The 17,674-nt window shown below is 51.6% G+C and carries 12 protein-coding genes; 3 read left to right on the top strand and 9 right to left on the bottom strand.

The genetic code is table 11. The annotated features are described in order from the left end of the window. Positions 1-23: 23 nt before the first annotated feature. Genes VSQ62_RS13090 through VSQ62_RS13075 form a run of 4 tightly spaced genes read right to left on the bottom strand, consistent with a single transcriptional unit; the run spans position 24 to position 4,945 of the window. Positions 24-1,583: a PP2C family protein-serine/threonine phosphatase gene (locus VSQ62_RS13090; RefSeq protein WP_334635326.1), complete on the bottom strand. Its 1,560-nt coding sequence runs from the start codon at positions 1,581-1,583 to the stop codon at positions 24-26. A gap of 4 nt (positions 1,584-1,587) precedes the next feature. Further along, a complete protein-coding gene (locus VSQ62_RS13085) occupies positions 1,588-2,844 on the bottom strand; it encodes a cation:proton antiporter (RefSeq protein ID WP_334635325.1) in 1,257 nt (418 codons plus the stop codon). Positions 2,845-2,873: 29 nt separating this feature from the next. Continuing rightward, complete coding sequence (locus tag VSQ62_RS13080; protein ID WP_334635324.1) at positions 2,874-4,208, bottom strand: ATP-binding protein; 1,335 nt, start codon at positions 4,206-4,208, stop codon at positions 2,874-2,876. Between the two features lie 11 nt (positions 4,209-4,219). Next, the gene (locus VSQ62_RS13075; RefSeq protein ID WP_334635323.1) at positions 4,220-4,945 is read right to left on the bottom strand and encodes a LytR/AlgR family response regulator transcription factor; all 726 of its coding nucleotides are present in this window, start codon (positions 4,943-4,945) and stop codon (positions 4,220-4,222) included. Between the two features lie 173 nt (positions 4,946-5,118). On the opposite strand from VSQ62_RS13075, the gene VSQ62_RS13070 reads away from it, so the two are divergent. Further along, positions 5,119-6,339, top strand: a complete 1,221-nt coding sequence (locus VSQ62_RS13070) for a chloride channel protein (protein ID WP_334635322.1) — start codon at positions 5,119-5,121, stop codon at positions 6,337-6,339. A 36-nt stretch (positions 6,340-6,375) separates the two neighbouring features. Here the strand turns inward: VSQ62_RS13070 and VSQ62_RS13065 are convergent, their stop codons facing one another. The 4 genes from VSQ62_RS13065 to VSQ62_RS13050 form a co-directional block, all read right to left on the bottom strand. Further along, complete coding sequence (locus tag VSQ62_RS13065) at positions 6,376-7,581, bottom strand: molybdopterin molybdotransferase MoeA (RefSeq protein WP_334635321.1); 1,206 nt, start codon at positions 7,579-7,581, stop codon at positions 6,376-6,378. An 87-nt stretch (positions 7,582-7,668) separates the two neighbouring features. Beyond that, positions 7,669-8,583, bottom strand: coding sequence for a formate dehydrogenase accessory sulfurtransferase FdhD (locus VSQ62_RS13060; RefSeq protein ID WP_334635320.1), 915 nt, complete (start codon positions 8,581-8,583; stop codon positions 7,669-7,671). Further along, the gene (gene fdhF / locus VSQ62_RS13055) at positions 8,556-11,258 is read right to left on the bottom strand and encodes a formate dehydrogenase subunit alpha (RefSeq protein WP_334635319.1); all 2,703 of its coding nucleotides are present in this window, start codon (positions 11,256-11,258) and stop codon (positions 8,556-8,558) included. The genes VSQ62_RS13060 and fdhF overlap by 28 nt, the downstream gene beginning before the upstream one ends. A 10-nt stretch (positions 11,259-11,268) precedes the next feature. Next, on the bottom strand, positions 11,269-13,107 hold the full coding sequence (locus VSQ62_RS13050) for an NAD(P)-binding protein (RefSeq protein ID WP_334635318.1): 1,839 nt from the start codon (positions 13,105-13,107) through the stop codon (positions 11,269-11,271). Positions 13,108-13,496: 389 nt separating this feature from the next. On the opposite strand from VSQ62_RS13050, the gene VSQ62_RS13045 reads away from it, so the two are divergent. After that, positions 13,497-14,831: an IS110 family RNA-guided transposase gene (locus VSQ62_RS13045; protein WP_334632994.1), complete on the top strand. Its 1,335-nt coding sequence runs from the start codon at positions 13,497-13,499 to the stop codon at positions 14,829-14,831. A gap of 178 nt (positions 14,832-15,009) precedes the next feature. On the opposite strand, the gene VSQ62_RS13040 is transcribed toward VSQ62_RS13045, so the two are convergent. Next, the gene (locus VSQ62_RS13040) at positions 15,010-15,837 is read right to left on the bottom strand and encodes a formate/nitrite transporter family protein (RefSeq protein ID WP_334635317.1); all 828 of its coding nucleotides are present in this window, start codon (positions 15,835-15,837) and stop codon (positions 15,010-15,012) included. Positions 15,838-16,069: 232 nt separating this feature from the next. Here VSQ62_RS13040 and VSQ62_RS13035 point away from each other — a divergent pair, with 232 nt between their 5' ends. Then, positions 16,070-17,629 carry a PucR family transcriptional regulator gene (locus tag VSQ62_RS13035; protein ID WP_334635316.1) on the top strand — a complete coding sequence of 520 codons (1,560 nt, stop codon included), beginning with the start codon at positions 16,070-16,072 and terminating at the stop codon, positions 17,627-17,629. Positions 17,630-17,674: the final 45 nt, after the last annotated feature.

The following is a 17,674-nucleotide window of genomic DNA, read 5'->3' as shown; positions in this document are numbered from 1 at the left end:
GGTGAATCCTCCTTGTGTTCTTTTCAATTATATTTCAGGCAGAGCATGGTGATATCGTCGGCCTGCTCTGCATCGCCTGCGAACTCGGCTACAGCATGGTCAATCATATGGAGCAGTTCGGCGCATGTTTTATCTTGATGCAGATTCAATGCCTCCTTAAGCCGTACTTCTCCCCATAGTTCTTTCCCCCGGTTCATGGCTTCGGTTATGCCGTCTGTGTATAGGAACAGGCTGTCGCCGGAATTCAGTTCCAGGTCGGCGCTTACATATTCTTCGTCTTCAAACAGTCCTAACGGGACTCCTGATTCAAGGCGAATGGCTTCAAAATTACCGCGGCACAGGTAAGGCGGATTGTGACCGGCGCTGGCGAAGCTATATCTTCCGGTGTTCAGGTTCAGAATCCCGATGAATACTGTGACGAACATTCCCGATGGATTTCTGACGCATAGCTCCTGATTGGCCTGCTCCAGTATCCGGGAGGGAGCGCTTCCTTCCAGTGTCCGCTCTCTTATCAATGTCATGGCACGCATCATGAACAGCGCCGCCGTGATCCCCTTGCCGGAGACATCCCCGATCACGGTGGCAAGCCGGTCATCGGATATCTTGAAATGATCATAGAAGTCACCCCCGACCTGTCTCGCCGCCTTCATACCGGCATAGAGGCTGAAGCGGGGATCGTCCTTATATGGGTCATCTCCATCCGGCAGGCTTGCCTCCTGGATGCGCTTTGCGGCTTCCATCTCGGCCCTCTTGCGCTCCGCCGCAGCCGCCATATCTGCCGTCTGCTTTATATAGTATGCAAGCTCTTCCGCCATCTGGTTAAATGTCTCGGTCATCTGCCCGATCTCATCCCGGCTCTTGACCGCGAGCCGTGCAAATTCTCTCCCTTCCTCCCTGTCTCTTACGAAGTGTCCCATATGCTCCGACAATTCTACGACAGGACGGATCACACAGCGCCGGCTTAAGTACCGAAGCAGGAAGAACAGTACCCCGCAGCCTGCAAGAATCCATGCGGATACCCATCTGACCTCCCTGAAATACGCAGACACAACCTCCAGGCGTTCCAGATCCGCGCCCGTTACTGCCTGGATCCTTCCGTCCGGCCCATAGACCGGACAGTACGCGGTCGCCACATAGCCATATTGATTCCTGACGATCCGAAAGCCGCTCTCTTCCCTTCCCTCATATACATGAAGCGCCTCCGAAGGTACCTCTTCTTCCACGATCTGTCCCGGCTTCCACCCGGTATCCTCTGTCATTCCCGAGATCATTGCGACCGTCAGCGACCTCCCATCCTCAGAGGGGACATAGGTATAGACATACTTTAATCCCATTTCCTTCTGAATCTGGTCCATCTCTCTCTTACAGTCCTGATAATAAATGCTGTCACCGTCTGACGCAAGCTCTGCCACGTCTGACTGCCGAAATATCTTCGCCGCAAGATGCGCACACCGAAGCAGATAAGCCTGGTTGCGCTCCTGCTCCCGGCGGTAATTCGCTTTGAAACCCGCCGCACATGCCAGTATTCCGAAGCTTAAGATACACACGGCAAATATCACCGTAAGCTTCTTGTATAATTTCATTCGATTAGCTCCTCTGAATATTCTCGTACACCCTGCGCATCGTCATGCCCTGAACGATCGTCGTGAAGAATACCACCGCATATGTCCCGCCCAGGATCACATGATAGATCTCATCGGGGACGATTCCTTGGGTACTCATAGCGAGCGCTACCGACAGGCCTCCCCTAAGGCCTCCCCAGGTCAGCAGCCTGATAAACTGCCCTTTCCGATACCCGTCCGGCAGCGGGCCGATGAACAGCGACGCCGCGCCAAGGCTGCCCGTCCGCCCGATCAGGTTGGCGGCAACCGCCAGTACCGACAAGAACAATACATGCGGCATCTGCAGGATATGTATAAATGACAGGCCAAGCATGACATACAGGATCGAATTCAGCAGCGTATCCAGAATCCCCCAGAAGATATCGAACTGCTTAAGCATAAGGGGCGCTCCCTTCTGCTCCGACCGGTTGCGAAGCGCAGAGAACAAAACGCCGCAGACAACAGAGGCGATCGCCCCGGAGAATCCGAAGGCCTCACACAGTACATACGCCAGCGACACCGCCAGCAGACTGGTGAAGATCTGCCTTGACTCATCCTTCGTATGGCTGAATATGGGGAAACAGACCGCCGTCACAAGTATCCCCACAACTACAGCTCCGAGAAGCTCCTTCGCCATGACGGCAAAGAAACCGCCGCTTCCTTCGGCCGTGACCATCCCTGAGAAGAAGATAAAAAGAGCCACTCCCATCCCGTCGTTCAGAAGAGACTCTCCCTCGATGATGAAGCTGATCCCAGGCGGCAGATGGAACTTCTTCAGGATACTGGTCGCGGCGATCGGATCCGTAGGCGCAACGATACTCCCGAACATCAGACAGACCGGAAGCGTAAGAGTAAGCCCCAGAAGCTTCCCGGCGCCATAGAAGATCACTCCGTAGAACACGGCGCCAAGAAATGTAGCCCCCACCGCTAGAAGCGAGATCGCCCTCGCATGCTTCTTAAAATCCAGAAGCTTCATATGACAGGAGCCCGCGAACAGCATAAAGCATAAGACACCTTCGATCAGGAATCCCTCCAGATTAAAGAACTGAACCTCTTCAAGTATCTGCGATACGGCCCCCGTCCCCTTAGAGACGGCGCCAAATACCGCCAACGCCCCGCCAAGTATCACTGCAAACAACATTAATGCGATCTCATGGGTGAACCGCGTCACCTTCTCGTTCAAATAACCGAACACCACCACCAGTGCCAGGAAAATAACCGTATTCACTAGAAATGTATCCATCTCTTCTCTCCTCTCCAAAAACCAGAACCTTAGGAACTGCCTGCACTCCTGCCCGGTATCTGCAGCAGCACCTTAACGGTGAATAGCTTCCCATCCGCCAGGATCTCCATCACGCCTTGATATTTCTCTGCAATCAGGTTCACAGATTCCAATCCCTGTCCGTATCCATCCCTCTTGGTGGAACGATAATGCCCGTTCTCCCTGACCAGCTCTCCCTGACACGGATTCATTACCTTGACCGCCAGCATATTCGACGATGTCTGCCCGATTTTCAGGCAGATATACGGATCTTCCAGCTCCCCGCTCCCGTCTATTGCATTCTCAAGCAGATTCCCCAGCATCACGCAGAAGTCCTGATCCGACACAGGCAGCCGGTTCGGCAGAGACACCGCGAATTCCGTCCGGATCCCCCTCCTCATGCAGACAGACTCATAATACGAGATCAGCGCATTCACCGCAGCCGAATAAGAATACAGCTTCACCTCGGCCTGCCCGTCGTTGATATATTTGCGGACATATTCTTCCAGCTTCTCATACTCTTTCTGCCCTACCAGCTCTGCGATCACAATGAGCTGATGCCGGAAATCATGCCGGATCCGGCTGTTCTCCTCCACCGTCCGCAGTAGTTGCTGATATTGCTTCCCCTGCATGGCAAGCATCCGGTTGGCAATCTCCGTCCTCTGCTTCTCCACATAGGTATATGCGACCACATAGAACAGGAAATAGACCAGAATACCCAAAAATACAAAGAGACACAAGGCTACCGGATAGAGCTCTCTGACTTTCCACACATACATGGTACTGTACTCCCGCGGAAACATACAGAAGGTCGCCGCGAAAAACAGCGCCGGGAAGATCCACACCCTCTTCCATATCGCCTCTTCATGCAGATTCGAGATTACCCATCCAAGGTATTTGGATAACGGCCAGCACAGGACTACATCTGCCGCGGCAAGGATGAGAATCTGCACGGTCAGCGCTTCTGTTGAAAAATTCAGATAATTACTGGTCGGATGTATCGTATAGTCAGCCACCGTGGCAAATAAAAACGAATATCCGCCTACCACACAGGCTGTCAGAAACACGAATAATTTCTTGGTAAATAAGATCTTCACTTCCCTGTTATATAGATAGAAACAATAGATACCAACAGGAACCAACACATAATCCGTCTGACTGGGCAGGGGAATTATGAAGCTTCCGATCAGCGCAAGCAACACTGCCGCCGCTGAAAGCGCCAGAATGATCTTCACGATCAGGACAGGCATACGGCTCTTAATATATCCCTGCACAGGATAGAAACACAGCGGAATCAAAGGAATTATTATTGAACAATATAATAAATAGCTTAATATATCTTCCATACCGTTCTTCCTCACATTTCCTCTAATTTGGCAAACTGATACTGATGATACCGGTCCTTGATCAGCGCACGGTCCAATCTTCGGATCGGGAAACGCTGCCCGCTCTTCATCACATACACATCCGCCTCTTCCTTCACGATATCATTCATATTCAGCAGCACACCGCGGTTGCAATTCAGGAAATTCTCTGCCGGTTCCATCAGCTCTAAGATATTGCCAAAGGGAATCCTGTATCGGTACTCCTTCCCGTCCTCCATCACGAATACCGTGTAATTATTGTCTGAAAGCACGTGCTGGATCTTATTCATCGGAAGGCGTACAGACCGGTTCCCGCTGACAAATTCCAGATACCGGTTCAGGGAAGGAAGCTTCCTTCTAAGGTCTTCCATCACCTCGAAGATCCGCTCACATGTGAAATCCTTCTTATCTATATAATCAAAACAATGTACCTGGAATGCCTGCCGGATATGCTCTCTGCTCGATGTCAGAAATATGATCTGGCACTGCGGATTATATTCCCACAGCCGCCCGGCAGCCTCCATTCCGCTCATCTTCCCCAGGAAAATATCTAAGAATACCGCTGTATAATCATTTTTCCCAAGGGACGCAAGAAAATCCTCCCCATTCATATAATATGAAATTCTCAGATCACAGCCATGCTTCTTGCCAAATTGTTCCAGAAACCGGATCAACTCTTCTGCCTCCCGCCTGCTGTCTTCTACTACTGCTATGTTCATGGAATGATCCCCACATCCTTTCCTCTATAAATTCTAACAAATCATACTGTATTTATATCATTCTTTTACCCCAAAAATCTACTTTTTACCCCAGATTTGCGGATTATTTCCTCACTGCATTTATAATTAGAGTGCGCATCTCATAATCAAAACACCCAAGTTGAGGAATCACTATGAACAAAATAAAGCTTAAAAATCAATGGAATCTAACTCTGTTCTGCATGATCGTAGGCGCCTTTATAAGCGCTGTTATCTGGCTGTTCTTAAAGGCAGTCTCAGTCGGTACGTCCTTTCTCTGGGAATGGATTCCAGGAAAGATTACTTGGCCTTTCTATCCGATACTCGTCTGCACCGCGGGCGGCGCCCTGATCGGGATCTTCCGGAAGAAATGCGGAGATTACCCGGAAGAACTGACTGCCGTTCTGGGCAAAATCAAGCAGGAGAAGCGTTATGAATACCGAAACATGCCGGTAATGCTCATCGCCGCTTTCCTTCCGCTGGTAATCGGAAGCAGCGTCGGCCCGGAGGCCGGACTGACCGGAATCATCGTCGGATTATGTTACTGGGCGGGAGATAATCTGAAATTCGCCAAGGGCAATGCAAGGGAATACTCCAAAGTCGGCATGGCCGTCACCTTAAGCCTTCTCTTCCACTCTCCCCTGTTCGGAATCTTCGCTGTAGAAGAAGAGAACAAAGAAAAAGAGATCCCTGATCTTACCAGGACCTCTAAGACCTTCGTCTATGGAATTACGATCGCATCCGGGTTCGGAGCCTATCTGCTCCTGTCCCATCTGTTCGGGGCCGGGATGAGCGGATTCCCGTCATTTCCGCCGCAGGAATTGGTACGGACAGACTATCTGATGATGATCGTCTACATCCTATGCGGCTGCATCCTTGCCAGGTTCTATCAACTGACCCATCACGGATGCGCACACCTCGCCGGGAAGCTTCCTTCTATATTAAGAGAAACCATGGGAGGTCTCTGCCTTGGAATCGCCGGTTCTGCCGTACCGGCAGCCCTGTTCTCCGGCGAAGAGCAGATGGGCGTGCTGATGGGAACCTATCTGGATTACCTGCCGCTATGGCTGATCGCTATGGCTTTCTTCAAGATACTATTGACCAATCTCTGTATTCAGAGCGGACTTGCGGGAGGGCACTTCTTCCCTGTCATCTTCGCAGGAGTCTGCTTAGGATACGGGATTGCAGGCCTTGTATTCCCGGAGAGCGCAGGGCATGTGGTGTTCGCCGCCGCAGTCGTGACATCCGCCCTCTTAGGCGGGATCATGAAGAAGCCTCTCGCCGTGACCATGGTACTATCTCTATGCTTCCCCGTCAAGATGTTCGTGTGGATCTTCCTCTCCGCTGCGATCGGAAGCAAAGTTGTACAGGCGTAACCGTTCAGACAAACTCCCTTGCACAACAGATTCAAACTATAACCGTACGATCACTGCCTCATCTCCCGGCTCAAGCCGCTGTGTCCCTGCCGGGATCTCGATCAGGCAGTTGCACCCGCACATGGAACTTAAGATTCCCGACGCATTCGACCCGTCGGGGATCCGTACATTACCATCTTCACAGTATCCCCGGACGTATCTGGTCACCCGGCTCATCTTGGGGAATGTACTCTCCATCACGGCACGCTCCCTTTTGATCTTAAGATCCGGCCTCCCCGACATCTTCTCCAGCACCGGGCGCACCAGAAGCTCCAGGTTCACGGTTGCCCCGTAGGGATTCCCTGACAGACAGACCAGAAGCTTCCCCTGATACTGTGCGCACAGAGTCGGCATCCCCGGCTTCACCGCAATCTTCCAGAAGATGGTCTCACATCCGAGAAGCTTCACCACCTCATGCATGATATCCTTCTTCCCCACGGACACTCCGCCGGTCGTAACCACAAGATCCGCCTCCTTCGCAGCATCCCTGATCATCTCTGCCGCAGCCTTAGGGTCGTCTCCCACCCGTTTTCCGGCAGTCACTTCCATTCCCCACATGCGAAGCCTTGTCACCAGCGTATAGAGATTCGAATCATAGATCTTCCCGCCTGTAAGCTCCTCCCCCGGCAGTATGATCTCATCCCCGGTGGTGATCACTGCAGCCTTAGGACTTCTGTACACGGAAACACTCTCTAAGCCAAGGCTCGCCAGAATCCCGATCTCCACGGCGCCAAGCGTCATCCCCTCTCCTAAGATCTTCGTGCCCGCCTTGTAATCCTCACCCGTAAAACAGTAGTTCTCATAAGAACCAACCGGCTCATAGACCTCCACCGTCTCTTCTCCGTAGTTCGTATCCTCCTGCCCGACGATACAGTCCGCACCGTCCGGTATGGGCGCTCCCGTCATGATCCGCACGGCAGTCCCCGGCTCCACGCACTTGCTGCCCACATGCCCGGCATCCACTTCCTCCAACACCTTAAGACGCACAGGCTGATCCTTCGCGGCCGTGCGGATGTCCCCGCTTCTTACCGCATACCCGTCAAGAGGCGACCTTGGGAACGGGGGCTGGTCATGCCTGGCGTACACGTCCTCTGCAAGCACCCGCCGCGCCGCATCCCACAGCGTGACTTCCTCCACATCCTTAATCCTGTTCACTCTCTCAAGCAGTAGCTTCTGTGCCTGCTCTAATATTAATCCGCTCACTGTTCCTCCTCCAACCATTCAACCCGTTTATTAACTACAAATCTATCATATCATATTGGAAATAAAGTTGGAAATATTTTTGTCTCTTCAAAGAGCGCACACCCTCATCATATCCCGCCTGGCCGAACACACCAGCGTAAGCCCATACTCCTTTGCCAGCCGCACCGCCTCATAAGTCGGCACCGCCTTGGCAGCCAGAATCGGAACCCCCGCCCGGATCGCCTTCACCGCCATATCCACCGGGATCCGTCCGCTGGAATACACGATACACTGTCCAAGATCAACCTGATTACGGAGGGCATACCCGATCACCTTGTCAAATGCGTTATGCCGCCCGATATCCTCACACGTAAACAAGATCTCTCCCCGCATAGACAGAAAACAGCTATGCACCGCGAAAGTCTCCTGATGGAGCGGCATCCCTTCTGCCAACCGGTCCGCAAGGGCGAAGACCCATTCCTTCTCCCACTTCATCGGTTCTACCGGAGACAGCCTTAATCCTTCTCCCATAACTCCCCGCGGTCCGGACCTCTCTTCTGGCACTCTGCAACTCTTTACCCCGTTTTCCAGCTCTGCCAAAGATACAGCAGAATGCCGCAGCCCGCCCGGCTCTCTTAAGTTCACTTCTCCGGCTTCCCCGGATTCACTGATGCAAATAGACTCCACCTCATCCGCACTCTCAATGATTCCCGCCGTGAGAAGCCTCCCAAGCACCAGCTCCGCAAGATACTGACCGGTACAGGAAATCTCCATAACCTCTCTTCCGTTTACATGGACCATTATAGAATGTTCAACCGGAATCGCAAATTCATTCTCACGAACACTTCCGTCCCTCAGAACCTCCCGAGCTTTTTCGTATCTGACCGGTTCCAGTTTCTTACACATTGCAGAAGAAAGACCTGTCCCTTCGTCAAACCAATTCGGGCATGCACTAAGGCATGCCCTTTTCATATATTTCTCTTCTATATACATGATCATAACTTCTCCACTTTTACCGCGCACACCTTGTACTCCGGCGTACTGGAGATACCATCCAGCGCGTCGTTGGTCAGCCAGTTTGCGCCGCCCTCGATATAGTGGAACGGCATCCAGCATTCCCCTGCCCTGGTCTTCTCAGATACATGCGCCGTCGTCTGGATCGCTCCGCGGCGTGAGGATACCGAGATCTTCTCCCCGTCCTCAATACCAAGCGCCTTCGCATCCAGCGTATTCAGCTCGATAAATGACTCTCCGGCGATCTCGTTGATGCCCGCCGTCTTATCCGTCATAGCGCAGGCATTGTAGTGATACAGGATACGTCCGGTCATCATGGTAAGCGGATACTCCTCATCCGGCAGCTCCGTAGCCGGAATATACTGAGCAGGACGGAAATACCCGACTCCTCTTGCGAACTTGCCCACATGCATGATCGGAGTTCCCGGATGGTCTGCCGCAGGACACGGCCACTGCAGCCCCCGTCCGCCGACCTCTTCGCTGTCAAGACGCGCATGGCTGATTCCGCCGTAGGAAGGCGTCACCGAAGCGATCTCGTCCATGATCTCGGCAGGCGTAAGATGCGGCTGAGGATATCCCATACGGTTCATGATCTCCGTGAATATCCAGGTATCCGGCTTCGCCTCTCCCGCGATCGCAGCAGCCTTGCGGATCCTCTGAACACGGCGCTCCGTATTGGTAAACGTCCCCTCCTTCTCCGCATAGGAGATTCCCGGAAGAACTACATCTGCAAGCTTCGCGGTCTCCGTCATGAATAATTCATCCACGACAAAGAAGTCAAGCGACTGAAGCGCCTTGATCACATGATTTGTATTCGGGTCCGTTCTCACCGGATCCTCCCCGAAGATGAATAATCCCCGGATCTCCTTGCTGATCATCTTCGGGAAGCAGTCCGTCGCCTTCGTGCCTTCCTTATGGTTAAGCGCAACGCCCCATGCCTTCTCGAACTTTTCGACAATTCCCTCTTTGGAAATGTTCTGGTAGCCCGGGAACTGGTTCGGGGAAGCGCCCATATCACAGGCTCCCTGTACGTTGTTCTGTCCGCGGATCGGATTCACACCGCATCCCGGGCGACCAATCTTGCCGACCATCAGCGCCATATTGGACAGGGACATTACCCCTTCCGTACCCGTATGGTGCTCCGTAACTCCAAGACAGTACATCACCGGCGCCCTATCCGCCGCAGCGTAGATCCTTGCCGCCTCACGCAGCTTATCCGGGTCGATACCGCAGATCTCTCCTACCTTTTCAGGAGTATACTCCCGCACGGCTTCCTTCATAGCCTCATAATTTTCCGTTCTCTCGCTGATGAATTTCTCATCTGCCAGTCCTTCTTCGATAAAAATATGCATCATACCGTTGGCAAATGCAACGTTAGTACCCGGACGCAGCTTCAGATGGATGTCCGCCTGTTTTGCAAGGTCGATATCCCGGGGATCCACAACGATCAGCTTCGCCCCTCTTGCCACGGCCTGCCGGATCTGCATACCGATGACCGGATGTGCACATTCCGGATTCGTCCCCACCATCAGAATGGCGTCGGACTCATGTGTAATATCATAAATGGTGTTCGTCATTGCTCCCGAACCTAATGTGGTTGCCAACCCGGCAACAGTAGGAGCATGTCAAACGCGCGCGCAGTTATCGGTATTGTTGCTCCCAAATACCGTCCGAACCATTTTCTGAAGCATGTAAATGTCTTCATTGGCTGAACGTGAGCAGGCAAAACCGGCTAGCGCCTCACCTCCGTATTGATTTTTGATCTCGGTAAACTTAGAAGCCGTAAGGCTTAAAGCTTCCTCCCAGGTAGCCCTCTCGAACTCACCCGTCGCCTTATTCTTAATGAGCGGATAACGGATCCTCTCCGGAGAATCCACGAAATCAAAGGACCCGCTCCGTCCCTTGACACAGAGAAGTCCATGGTTCGACGGACCGTCTGCGCCGACCGCATCCACGATCTTCCCGTTCTTGACCACCAGATCCATCTGGCAGCCCGTAGCACAATGCGGACAGGTGGTCCGTACCTTCTCAACCTCCCACGCACGGTAAGCCTTTCTGCGCTTCACCGTCAGAGCGCCCGTCGGGCACGCCTGGGCACAGTTTCCGCAGGACTCGCAGAGCGTATTCTTCCAGTCTTCTCCAAACGGAGCGTCGATGATAGAGAACATTCCCGTCTTACCAAGCCAGATCGCTCCCCGGCCGGTCACATGAGAACAAGTCTTCACACATCTCTGGCATTCGATACAGCGGTCAGGATCATAACTTAAGAACGGATGAGCGTCTTTCTTCTTGAAGTTCTTCTCCTTTCTTGCGCCGGTAAATTCCGTCGTCTCCACGCCATATTCAATACAGTATTTCTGCAGCTCGCAGTCCCCGTTCTTCTCACAGCTGAAACAGTCCCCGTAGTGCTCGGACAACAGAAGGTTCAGTACCATCCGTCTCGCTGCCTTTACACGTTCACTGTGGGTCAGGATCACCATGCCTTCCTTCACCTTCGTATTGCAGGCGGGAACCAGTTCTTCCGATCCGCTAAGCTCTACCACACACAGACGGCAGGAGCCGATATCATTGACACCCTCGAGATAACAGAGTGTCGGGATCTCAATTCCCTCCCTGCGGGCCGTCTGAAGGATCGTGCTGCCCTCGGCGGCCTCTATATTTCTTCCATTTATTGTTATCTGCATCTTCTTCCTCCTATTTGTCTACCGCACCGTCAAGCTTTCCGCATCCAAATACATCGCACCGCAGGCATCTGCCGCACTCCTGCTGAATCTCCTCATAGGTCATCGGACATTCCACATGCTCGAAATCATGCTTCCTTAAGTAAGCCGGACGCTCCTGGATATTGACGCGCCCCGTCGGGATCCGGTTGTTAGACCTTGCATCCGGCGCTTTTACGCCGCAGTCAAGCTTGTGATGATATCCCAGATACTCGTCAATATTATGCGCCGCGACCTTGCCCGCCGCGATCGCACGGATCGCCGTAGCCGGTCCTGTCGCACAGTCGCCGCCCACGAAGATTCCCGGCATATTGGCGATCGCCGTATCAAGCCCCGCCTGGAACACATTTCTCTGGGCAGGCATTCCGAATTCTTCAAACGGCGCGCTGACAATATCCTGTCCCACAGCGATCAATATCACATCACAGGGGATACGCAAAGGCTCCTTGGATGCTGCGTCCACAGGCGCCGGCCTGCCGCTTCTGTACGGCCCGATCATCTGAGGCTGGGTCCACAGGGCACAGCAATTCCCTTCCTCGTCCTTCTCGATACTCTTCGGCGCCTGCAGAAGCATCAGCTCAATACCTTCCATCACGGCAGACTCGATCTCCGTATCCAGCGCAGTCATATCCTCCTGCCGTCTCCGGTACACGATCCGCACATCCGCAGCTCCGCAGCGAAGCGCGCTTCTTGCCGCATCCATGGCAACATTGCCGCCGCCGATGACCGCCACCGTCTTGCCGGTGTAATCAGGCTTCCTGTCATGCCCGATCTCGTCTAACATCTCTACCGCCGAGAACACATTCTTCGCGTCAATTCCTTCAAGCCTCAGCTTCTTGCCTGCCTGAGCGCCGATCGCCACATACATGGCGTCATAACTCTTATGTATCTCTTCGACCGGAACATCCACACCCACATTGACGCCGTATTTTACCTCAATATTTCCAGTTGACAGGATGGCGTTCATATCCTCGTCAAGCCTGTCCTTGGGGAAACGGTAGTTCGGGATCCCGTACATCAGCATACCGCCGAGCCTCTCCTTCGCCTCATACACGGTCACCTTATGACCCATCAGAGACAGATAATATGCCGCCGTCATTCCGCTTGGGCCTCCGCCTATGACGGCAACCTTCTTCCCTGTTGCCGGATTCGCCCGGGGAACCTCCACCTTATCCGCAGCGATCTGATCTACCGCGTATTTCTTAACGCCCCGGATATTAAGAGAAGTATCGATCAGGTTCCTTCTGCAGCGCTCCTCGCATGGGTGCTCACAGATCATGGCGCACGCCGTCGGAAGCGGGTTATCCCTTCGTATCAGGTTGATGGCTTTGTCATAATTGCCCTCCTGTACATGGGCTATATATCCCGGTATATCCACATGCGCCGGACATAAGGTCACGCACGGAATCTTCTGCCCGGTAATGCCTGTACATTCCTGCCTGCGGATGTGGCTGATATAATCCTCCTTGAACGTCTCTAAGCCCTCCAGAACCTCGATGGCCGACTGATAGCCGATCGCGCAGTCCGCACTGTCGCGGATCATTGCCGCCAGTTCCTTCATCTCGATCAGAGTGTCCATATCCGCCCGCCCGCGGAGGATCCTGATCAGCATCTTCTCCAATTGCCTAAGGCCGTCCCGGCAGGGTACACATTTGCCGCAGGTCTGGTTCCTTGACGCCTGTAAGAGCGACAGCTGAACCGTAAGCGGACAGGTTCCCGGCGGGTACACATTGACCTTGTTCGAGAACTTCTTAAGCAGCGGCCCGATCTTCGCGTCACTGAGCCTGCTGTTTGCAAGATAAATCTTACTCATTCTTGTTTCTCCCTAGTATAATAATGGTGTAGTCAAGAATGACTACTGGTTAATAGTTACAAAGTCCAATCTAATAAATCTATATAGATATAACGGAAGGAGGAATTCCCCCTCCATCAGAAGTTATAAGGCAACATTATTTACCTTGTCTGAGGTTTCCTTAATGCGCCAGACAAAATATAGAGGTATAATCACTGAAGGCAGGATCATTGACGTATTCTCCTTGGGAACCAGCCTTGTAGCTGGTGAAACCTCTTAGAAAGTCTGTCAGTCCATTCGGTGGTGATTTATGTTTTGGCTGGTTGGGAAGCCCCAGGCTATACCTGTATAAGCCGCTAGGTTGTGTAGCCATCTTCTGGAAATGGATGCCTGCCGGAAAGGATAAAACGATGCACTCTCAAAAAGTACTCAAGATGCTCGAAAGCATCCCCTACCTCTCAGTCGGGCTTGATGTCGGCGCTGATTTCACATGGATGTCCATCATGCTCCCCAATGGCATTCTCACAGGAAAACCTTTTAAGATCCTTCACTCGGATCCTGAGTCCCGTGAGCTTGCCGTCACAAAAATTAAGGAAGCACAAGAGACGTATTCTCTCGAAAGCCGATGCTTCCTTGAGTCCACCGGGATCTATCACATCCCGCTCCTGTGCTTCCTTCGTGATAAAGGGTTTGACTGCTCCGTCATTAATCCTATCATTACTAAGAATAGCACAAATATGAACATTAGGAAACTGCATAATGATAAATTTGATTCAAAAAAAGCTGCTAAAGTCGGCCTGGATGCCTCTCTTAAGACTTCCATTGTCCCGGATGACACAATCATTGACCTGCGCAATCTCGTGCGTGACTACTATTATTTCAAGGATCTGCAATCCGCCATCGTGTTGAAGCTTCATGCGGAACTCAAAGTGTCCTTCCCCGCATACCTAAAGGTGTTCAGCAAGATCACGACGCAGACTTCCTTAAAGCTTCTGGAAGCTTACCCCCTTGCGGCGGACATGCTTGCCGCTCCAAAAGACGAGCTTGTGAAAACCATCCGCAGCACGGCACGCTTTGGGGAAAAGTATGCCCTTGCCAAATATGATGCTATATGCGCCGCCGCAAAGGATGCCGCTGTTTTCGGACGTTCACTTCCAAGCAGCGCGCTCCGGATCCGGCTGTATATCAAAACCTATCGGGAATACCAGGAGTATCTGGACAGCATACTGAAAGAACTGCATAAGGCTGTTGATAAGCTGGAAGGGACACCGGCCTATGATCGCATCGTCCTTCTCCAGTCCCTACGGGGTGTCGGTTTCCTCAGCGCGGTTGTCCTGATTGCGGAAATGGGATCTTTTGACCTGTTTTCTTCCCCGAAGAAGCTTTATGCCTACTTCGGCCTGGATCCCGCCGTAAAGCAGTCCGGTAAGTTCAATGGTGACAAGGTCCACATGTCCAAGAGGGGGTCCAGTCTTGCCAGACGTATCCTGCATATGGTGGCTCTTAATAACCTAAAGGTGGACAAAGGGACGAAAACACCAGTAAATCCGGTGATCCACAGCTACTATGCCGACAAATGCAAAAGCAAGAAGAAAAACGTGGCTGTCGGGGCTGTCATGCATAAAATCTGCAACATCATTTTTGCCATGCTCCGAGATAATAAACCGTTTAAGATCATCACTCCTCAGGAACACTGCGAGCAATATTTTGCAGCGCATCCTGGCAAGGCACAGAACGCAGCTTAAGAGGTTCTCATCAATTTTTTAAATTTCCACATAAGTAGGTTTATTAAAGTTACCCTTTTTTACATCAACTGTTTGAAAAAAACTTTTTTAACATTTTTCATTTTAACTATTGACATTTCTTAGCTGGACTTCTAGAAATATGTAAAATAATTACTTCTCTTTCCTCATAATATCCACTCTACTTCGCCTGTCCCTTGCGCAGATAGACGAACCAGTACGCGCATCCGACACAGATCGCACCGCCGATGATGTTGCCGATGGTCACCGGAAGCAGATTGCCCCCGAAGAATCCGCCCCAGGTGACCGCGTCAAGATTCACCCCGGCTTCTGCCGCCGCTTCGGCATACTCTGGAATCCCTTTTGCAAAAAGCCCCGCGCTGATGTAGTACATATTGGCCACGCTATGCTCGAATCCGCACAGCACGAACATCATGATCGGGAAAAATAACCCCGCGATCTTTCCCGCAACATCCTTCGCCGCAAAAGAGATCCACACCGCTATACATACCAGGAAATTACATAAGATTCCCTTGATCAGTGCGTCGCCAAACGGCATCGTACATTTCCCCGCCGCCGTAGACAGAACCGAGACCGCCATCTGATTGCCGAATAAGCTGACCTGGTGTGAATACACGATGCCAGCCGCGATCAGGAATCCGCCGACGATATTACCCAGGTATACGACGACCCAGTTCTTCAGCATTCCCGCCGGGCTGATCTCCTTTTCCAGAAGCGGGATCACAAGCAGCGTATTGCCGGTAAATAACTCGCTTCCGGCAAGAAGCACCATGCTAAGCCCTCCCGGGAACACACACGCCCCGACAAATTTCCCGACTGACGCAAGCGGGACTGACACTGCCGCCGTCGTAGCTCCCACACCTCCTACTGCAATGAACGCACCTGCAAGAATCGCCAGAACAAACATCTTACTGACCGGTGTATTCACTTTCGCTTTTCCTGTTGCAATATAATTTTTTGCCACCTCGGCCGGTGTAAATAAATTCATAATTGCATCCCTCCCTTTTCATTTCTTTTTCAACCTATACAATCATAAAATTATTTACCAGATTTTTGTATGTGAAAAAAAACATTTTTTTGTCGATTATCTATGCATAATGCACATTTATTATGCTATTCTATAATAAAATGGTGATTTTTTACGATCACACAGTAGTTTGACAAAAGAACGTCAATCCTGCTAATATTTTAACACAATTTTAATTTTAGGGGAATAAGTTATGCAATTACCATTGAATGTAATACTGTACCAACTCTCGGCAAACAGTTTGTACGAATCACAGAACATCAACCTGACCACCGACTATGACGGCGTCAAATTCTTCGATATTAACTTCACTTTGGAAGACAGCAAGCGGTATCTCTATCTCCTGTCAGAAGAGATGCTTCGTACATATTCAGATCAGATCACGAATTCAGACACCTTCCTGTGCGTCTGCCAGAACAGAGAAACACACTTAAACGAATTCAACCATGAACTGTCCCTTGTACTGCTGTACTCCAACGACAGCTTCCCCACCGTATTCAACAAGGTGCTGACCATCTTCCATGATTTTGAAGTGTGGGATACGAATTTTCATCTGGCGCTGCTTAAAGACCGGCCGCTTAAGGAGCTTCTCGAACTGACGAATGTCTATATCGTACACCCCATGGTGATACTGGACCGGAATTTCTCCCTGCTTGGATACGTGAAGACCCCGGGAACCGACGACCCTATCATGGACGATATCTTAGACGCCGGATACGTCACGCCAGATACCATGACAAGGCTTCGCCAGGACGGGCTGATCTCCGCCTCAGAACAGGCGGCTAATCCTCTGATCAACTACTACTGTCTCACCACCCACGAATGCTACTACAGCATGATGTACCGTTTTACCGCGAACGGACACACCGTGGGTTACGCCCTTGTATTCCGGTGCAGCATTCATCCCAAGACCAATTATCTGGATCTGATGAATATCATCTCTGAGAACCTTATGCTTTATTTCCAGCAGGAACGCTTCAAGAGCCGCTCCTCCTCAGAGATCTATGAATCCCTCTTCACAGAGATCCTGGATCATCCTGACGCCCCGAGCAAACAGTATGAAGACCAGATCAGTTTCATACCGGGGCTTTCCATGGAAGGATATTTCCGTCTTGCACGTGTCAGCTATGAGAATATTTCCGAGATGCCCTACTCCTTCGTGAGCTGGAATCTCAGGAACGCTGCGTCTGGCTGGAAGCCCTTCGTCCATCAGAATGCATTGTATGTACTTCGTTTTACCAGCGATTCCGACAAGCTTGGCAGCTTCCTCTCCCCCGACCAGGAGACGCTGTTCCGCAACTGTATGGGCGGCATCACTTACACCTGCGGCATCTCCAATACATTCTTCTCGCTGATGGAATTGCCGACCGCAGTGCTGCAGTGCAACGAAGCCATCCGCTTAGGACGGCTCAAGGATGAAAAACCACGGGAATTCTACCAGTTTAAAGATGTATTTGTACCATATATATTACAGGAATTAAAAAGATCTGTCCCGTCTCCGATGCTGACATCGCCGTGCTATGAAGTGCTTAAGAGATACGACCGGAAGAACCATACCGACCTGTGCGAGATCTTTATGCACTATCTGGAGAACGGACGCAGCATCGGACAGACCTCCAACGCCATCTTCCTTCACCGGAACACGGTTCAGAACAAGGTGAAAAAGGCGGTCTCCGTAATGGGAAATGAATGCGACGGGTCGCAGGCTATGGTGGCTTTTGTGCTGGCCTATGCGGGGGATCACGAAGTGTAGCCCGCCGTCCCCATTCATACTGATAGTGTAACAGTGAAGGTATCT

Source organism: Sporofaciens sp. JLR.KK001 (assembly GCF_036941055.1).
Taxonomy (GTDB): domain Bacteria; phylum Bacillota; class Clostridia; order Lachnospirales; family Lachnospiraceae; genus Sporofaciens.
This window is presented reverse-complemented; position numbering and strand designations above follow the sequence as displayed.

Coding starts and splice junctions, on each gene's coding strand:
- VSQ62_RS13080 (WP_334635324.1), bottom strand. CDS start 4,208: ATGGAAGATATATTAAGCTATTTATTATATTGTTCAATAATAATTCCT.
- VSQ62_RS13045 (WP_334632994.1), top strand. CDS start 13,497: ATGCACTCTCAAAAAGTACTCAAGATGCTCGAAAGCATCCCCTACCTC.
- VSQ62_RS13035 (WP_334635316.1), top strand. CDS start 16,070: ATGCAATTACCATTGAATGTAATACTGTACCAACTCTCGGCAAACAGT.
- VSQ62_RS13070 (WP_334635322.1), top strand. CDS start 5,119: ATGAACAAAATAAAGCTTAAAAATCAATGGAATCTAACTCTGTTCTGC.
- VSQ62_RS13040 (WP_334635317.1), bottom strand. CDS start 15,837: ATGAATTTATTTACACCGGCCGAGGTGGCAAAAAATTATATTGCAACA.
- VSQ62_RS13085 (WP_334635325.1), bottom strand. CDS start 2,844: ATGGATACATTTCTAGTGAATACGGTTATTTTCCTGGCACTGGTGGTG.
- VSQ62_RS13075 (WP_334635323.1), bottom strand. CDS start 4,945: ATGAACATAGCAGTAGTAGAAGACAGCAGGCGGGAGGCAGAAGAGTTG.
- VSQ62_RS13090 (WP_334635326.1), bottom strand. CDS start 1,583: ATGAAATTATACAAGAAGCTTACGGTGATATTTGCCGTGTGTATCTTA.
- VSQ62_RS13050 (WP_334635318.1), bottom strand. CDS start 13,107: ATGAGTAAGATTTATCTTGCAAACAGCAGGCTCAGTGACGCGAAGATC.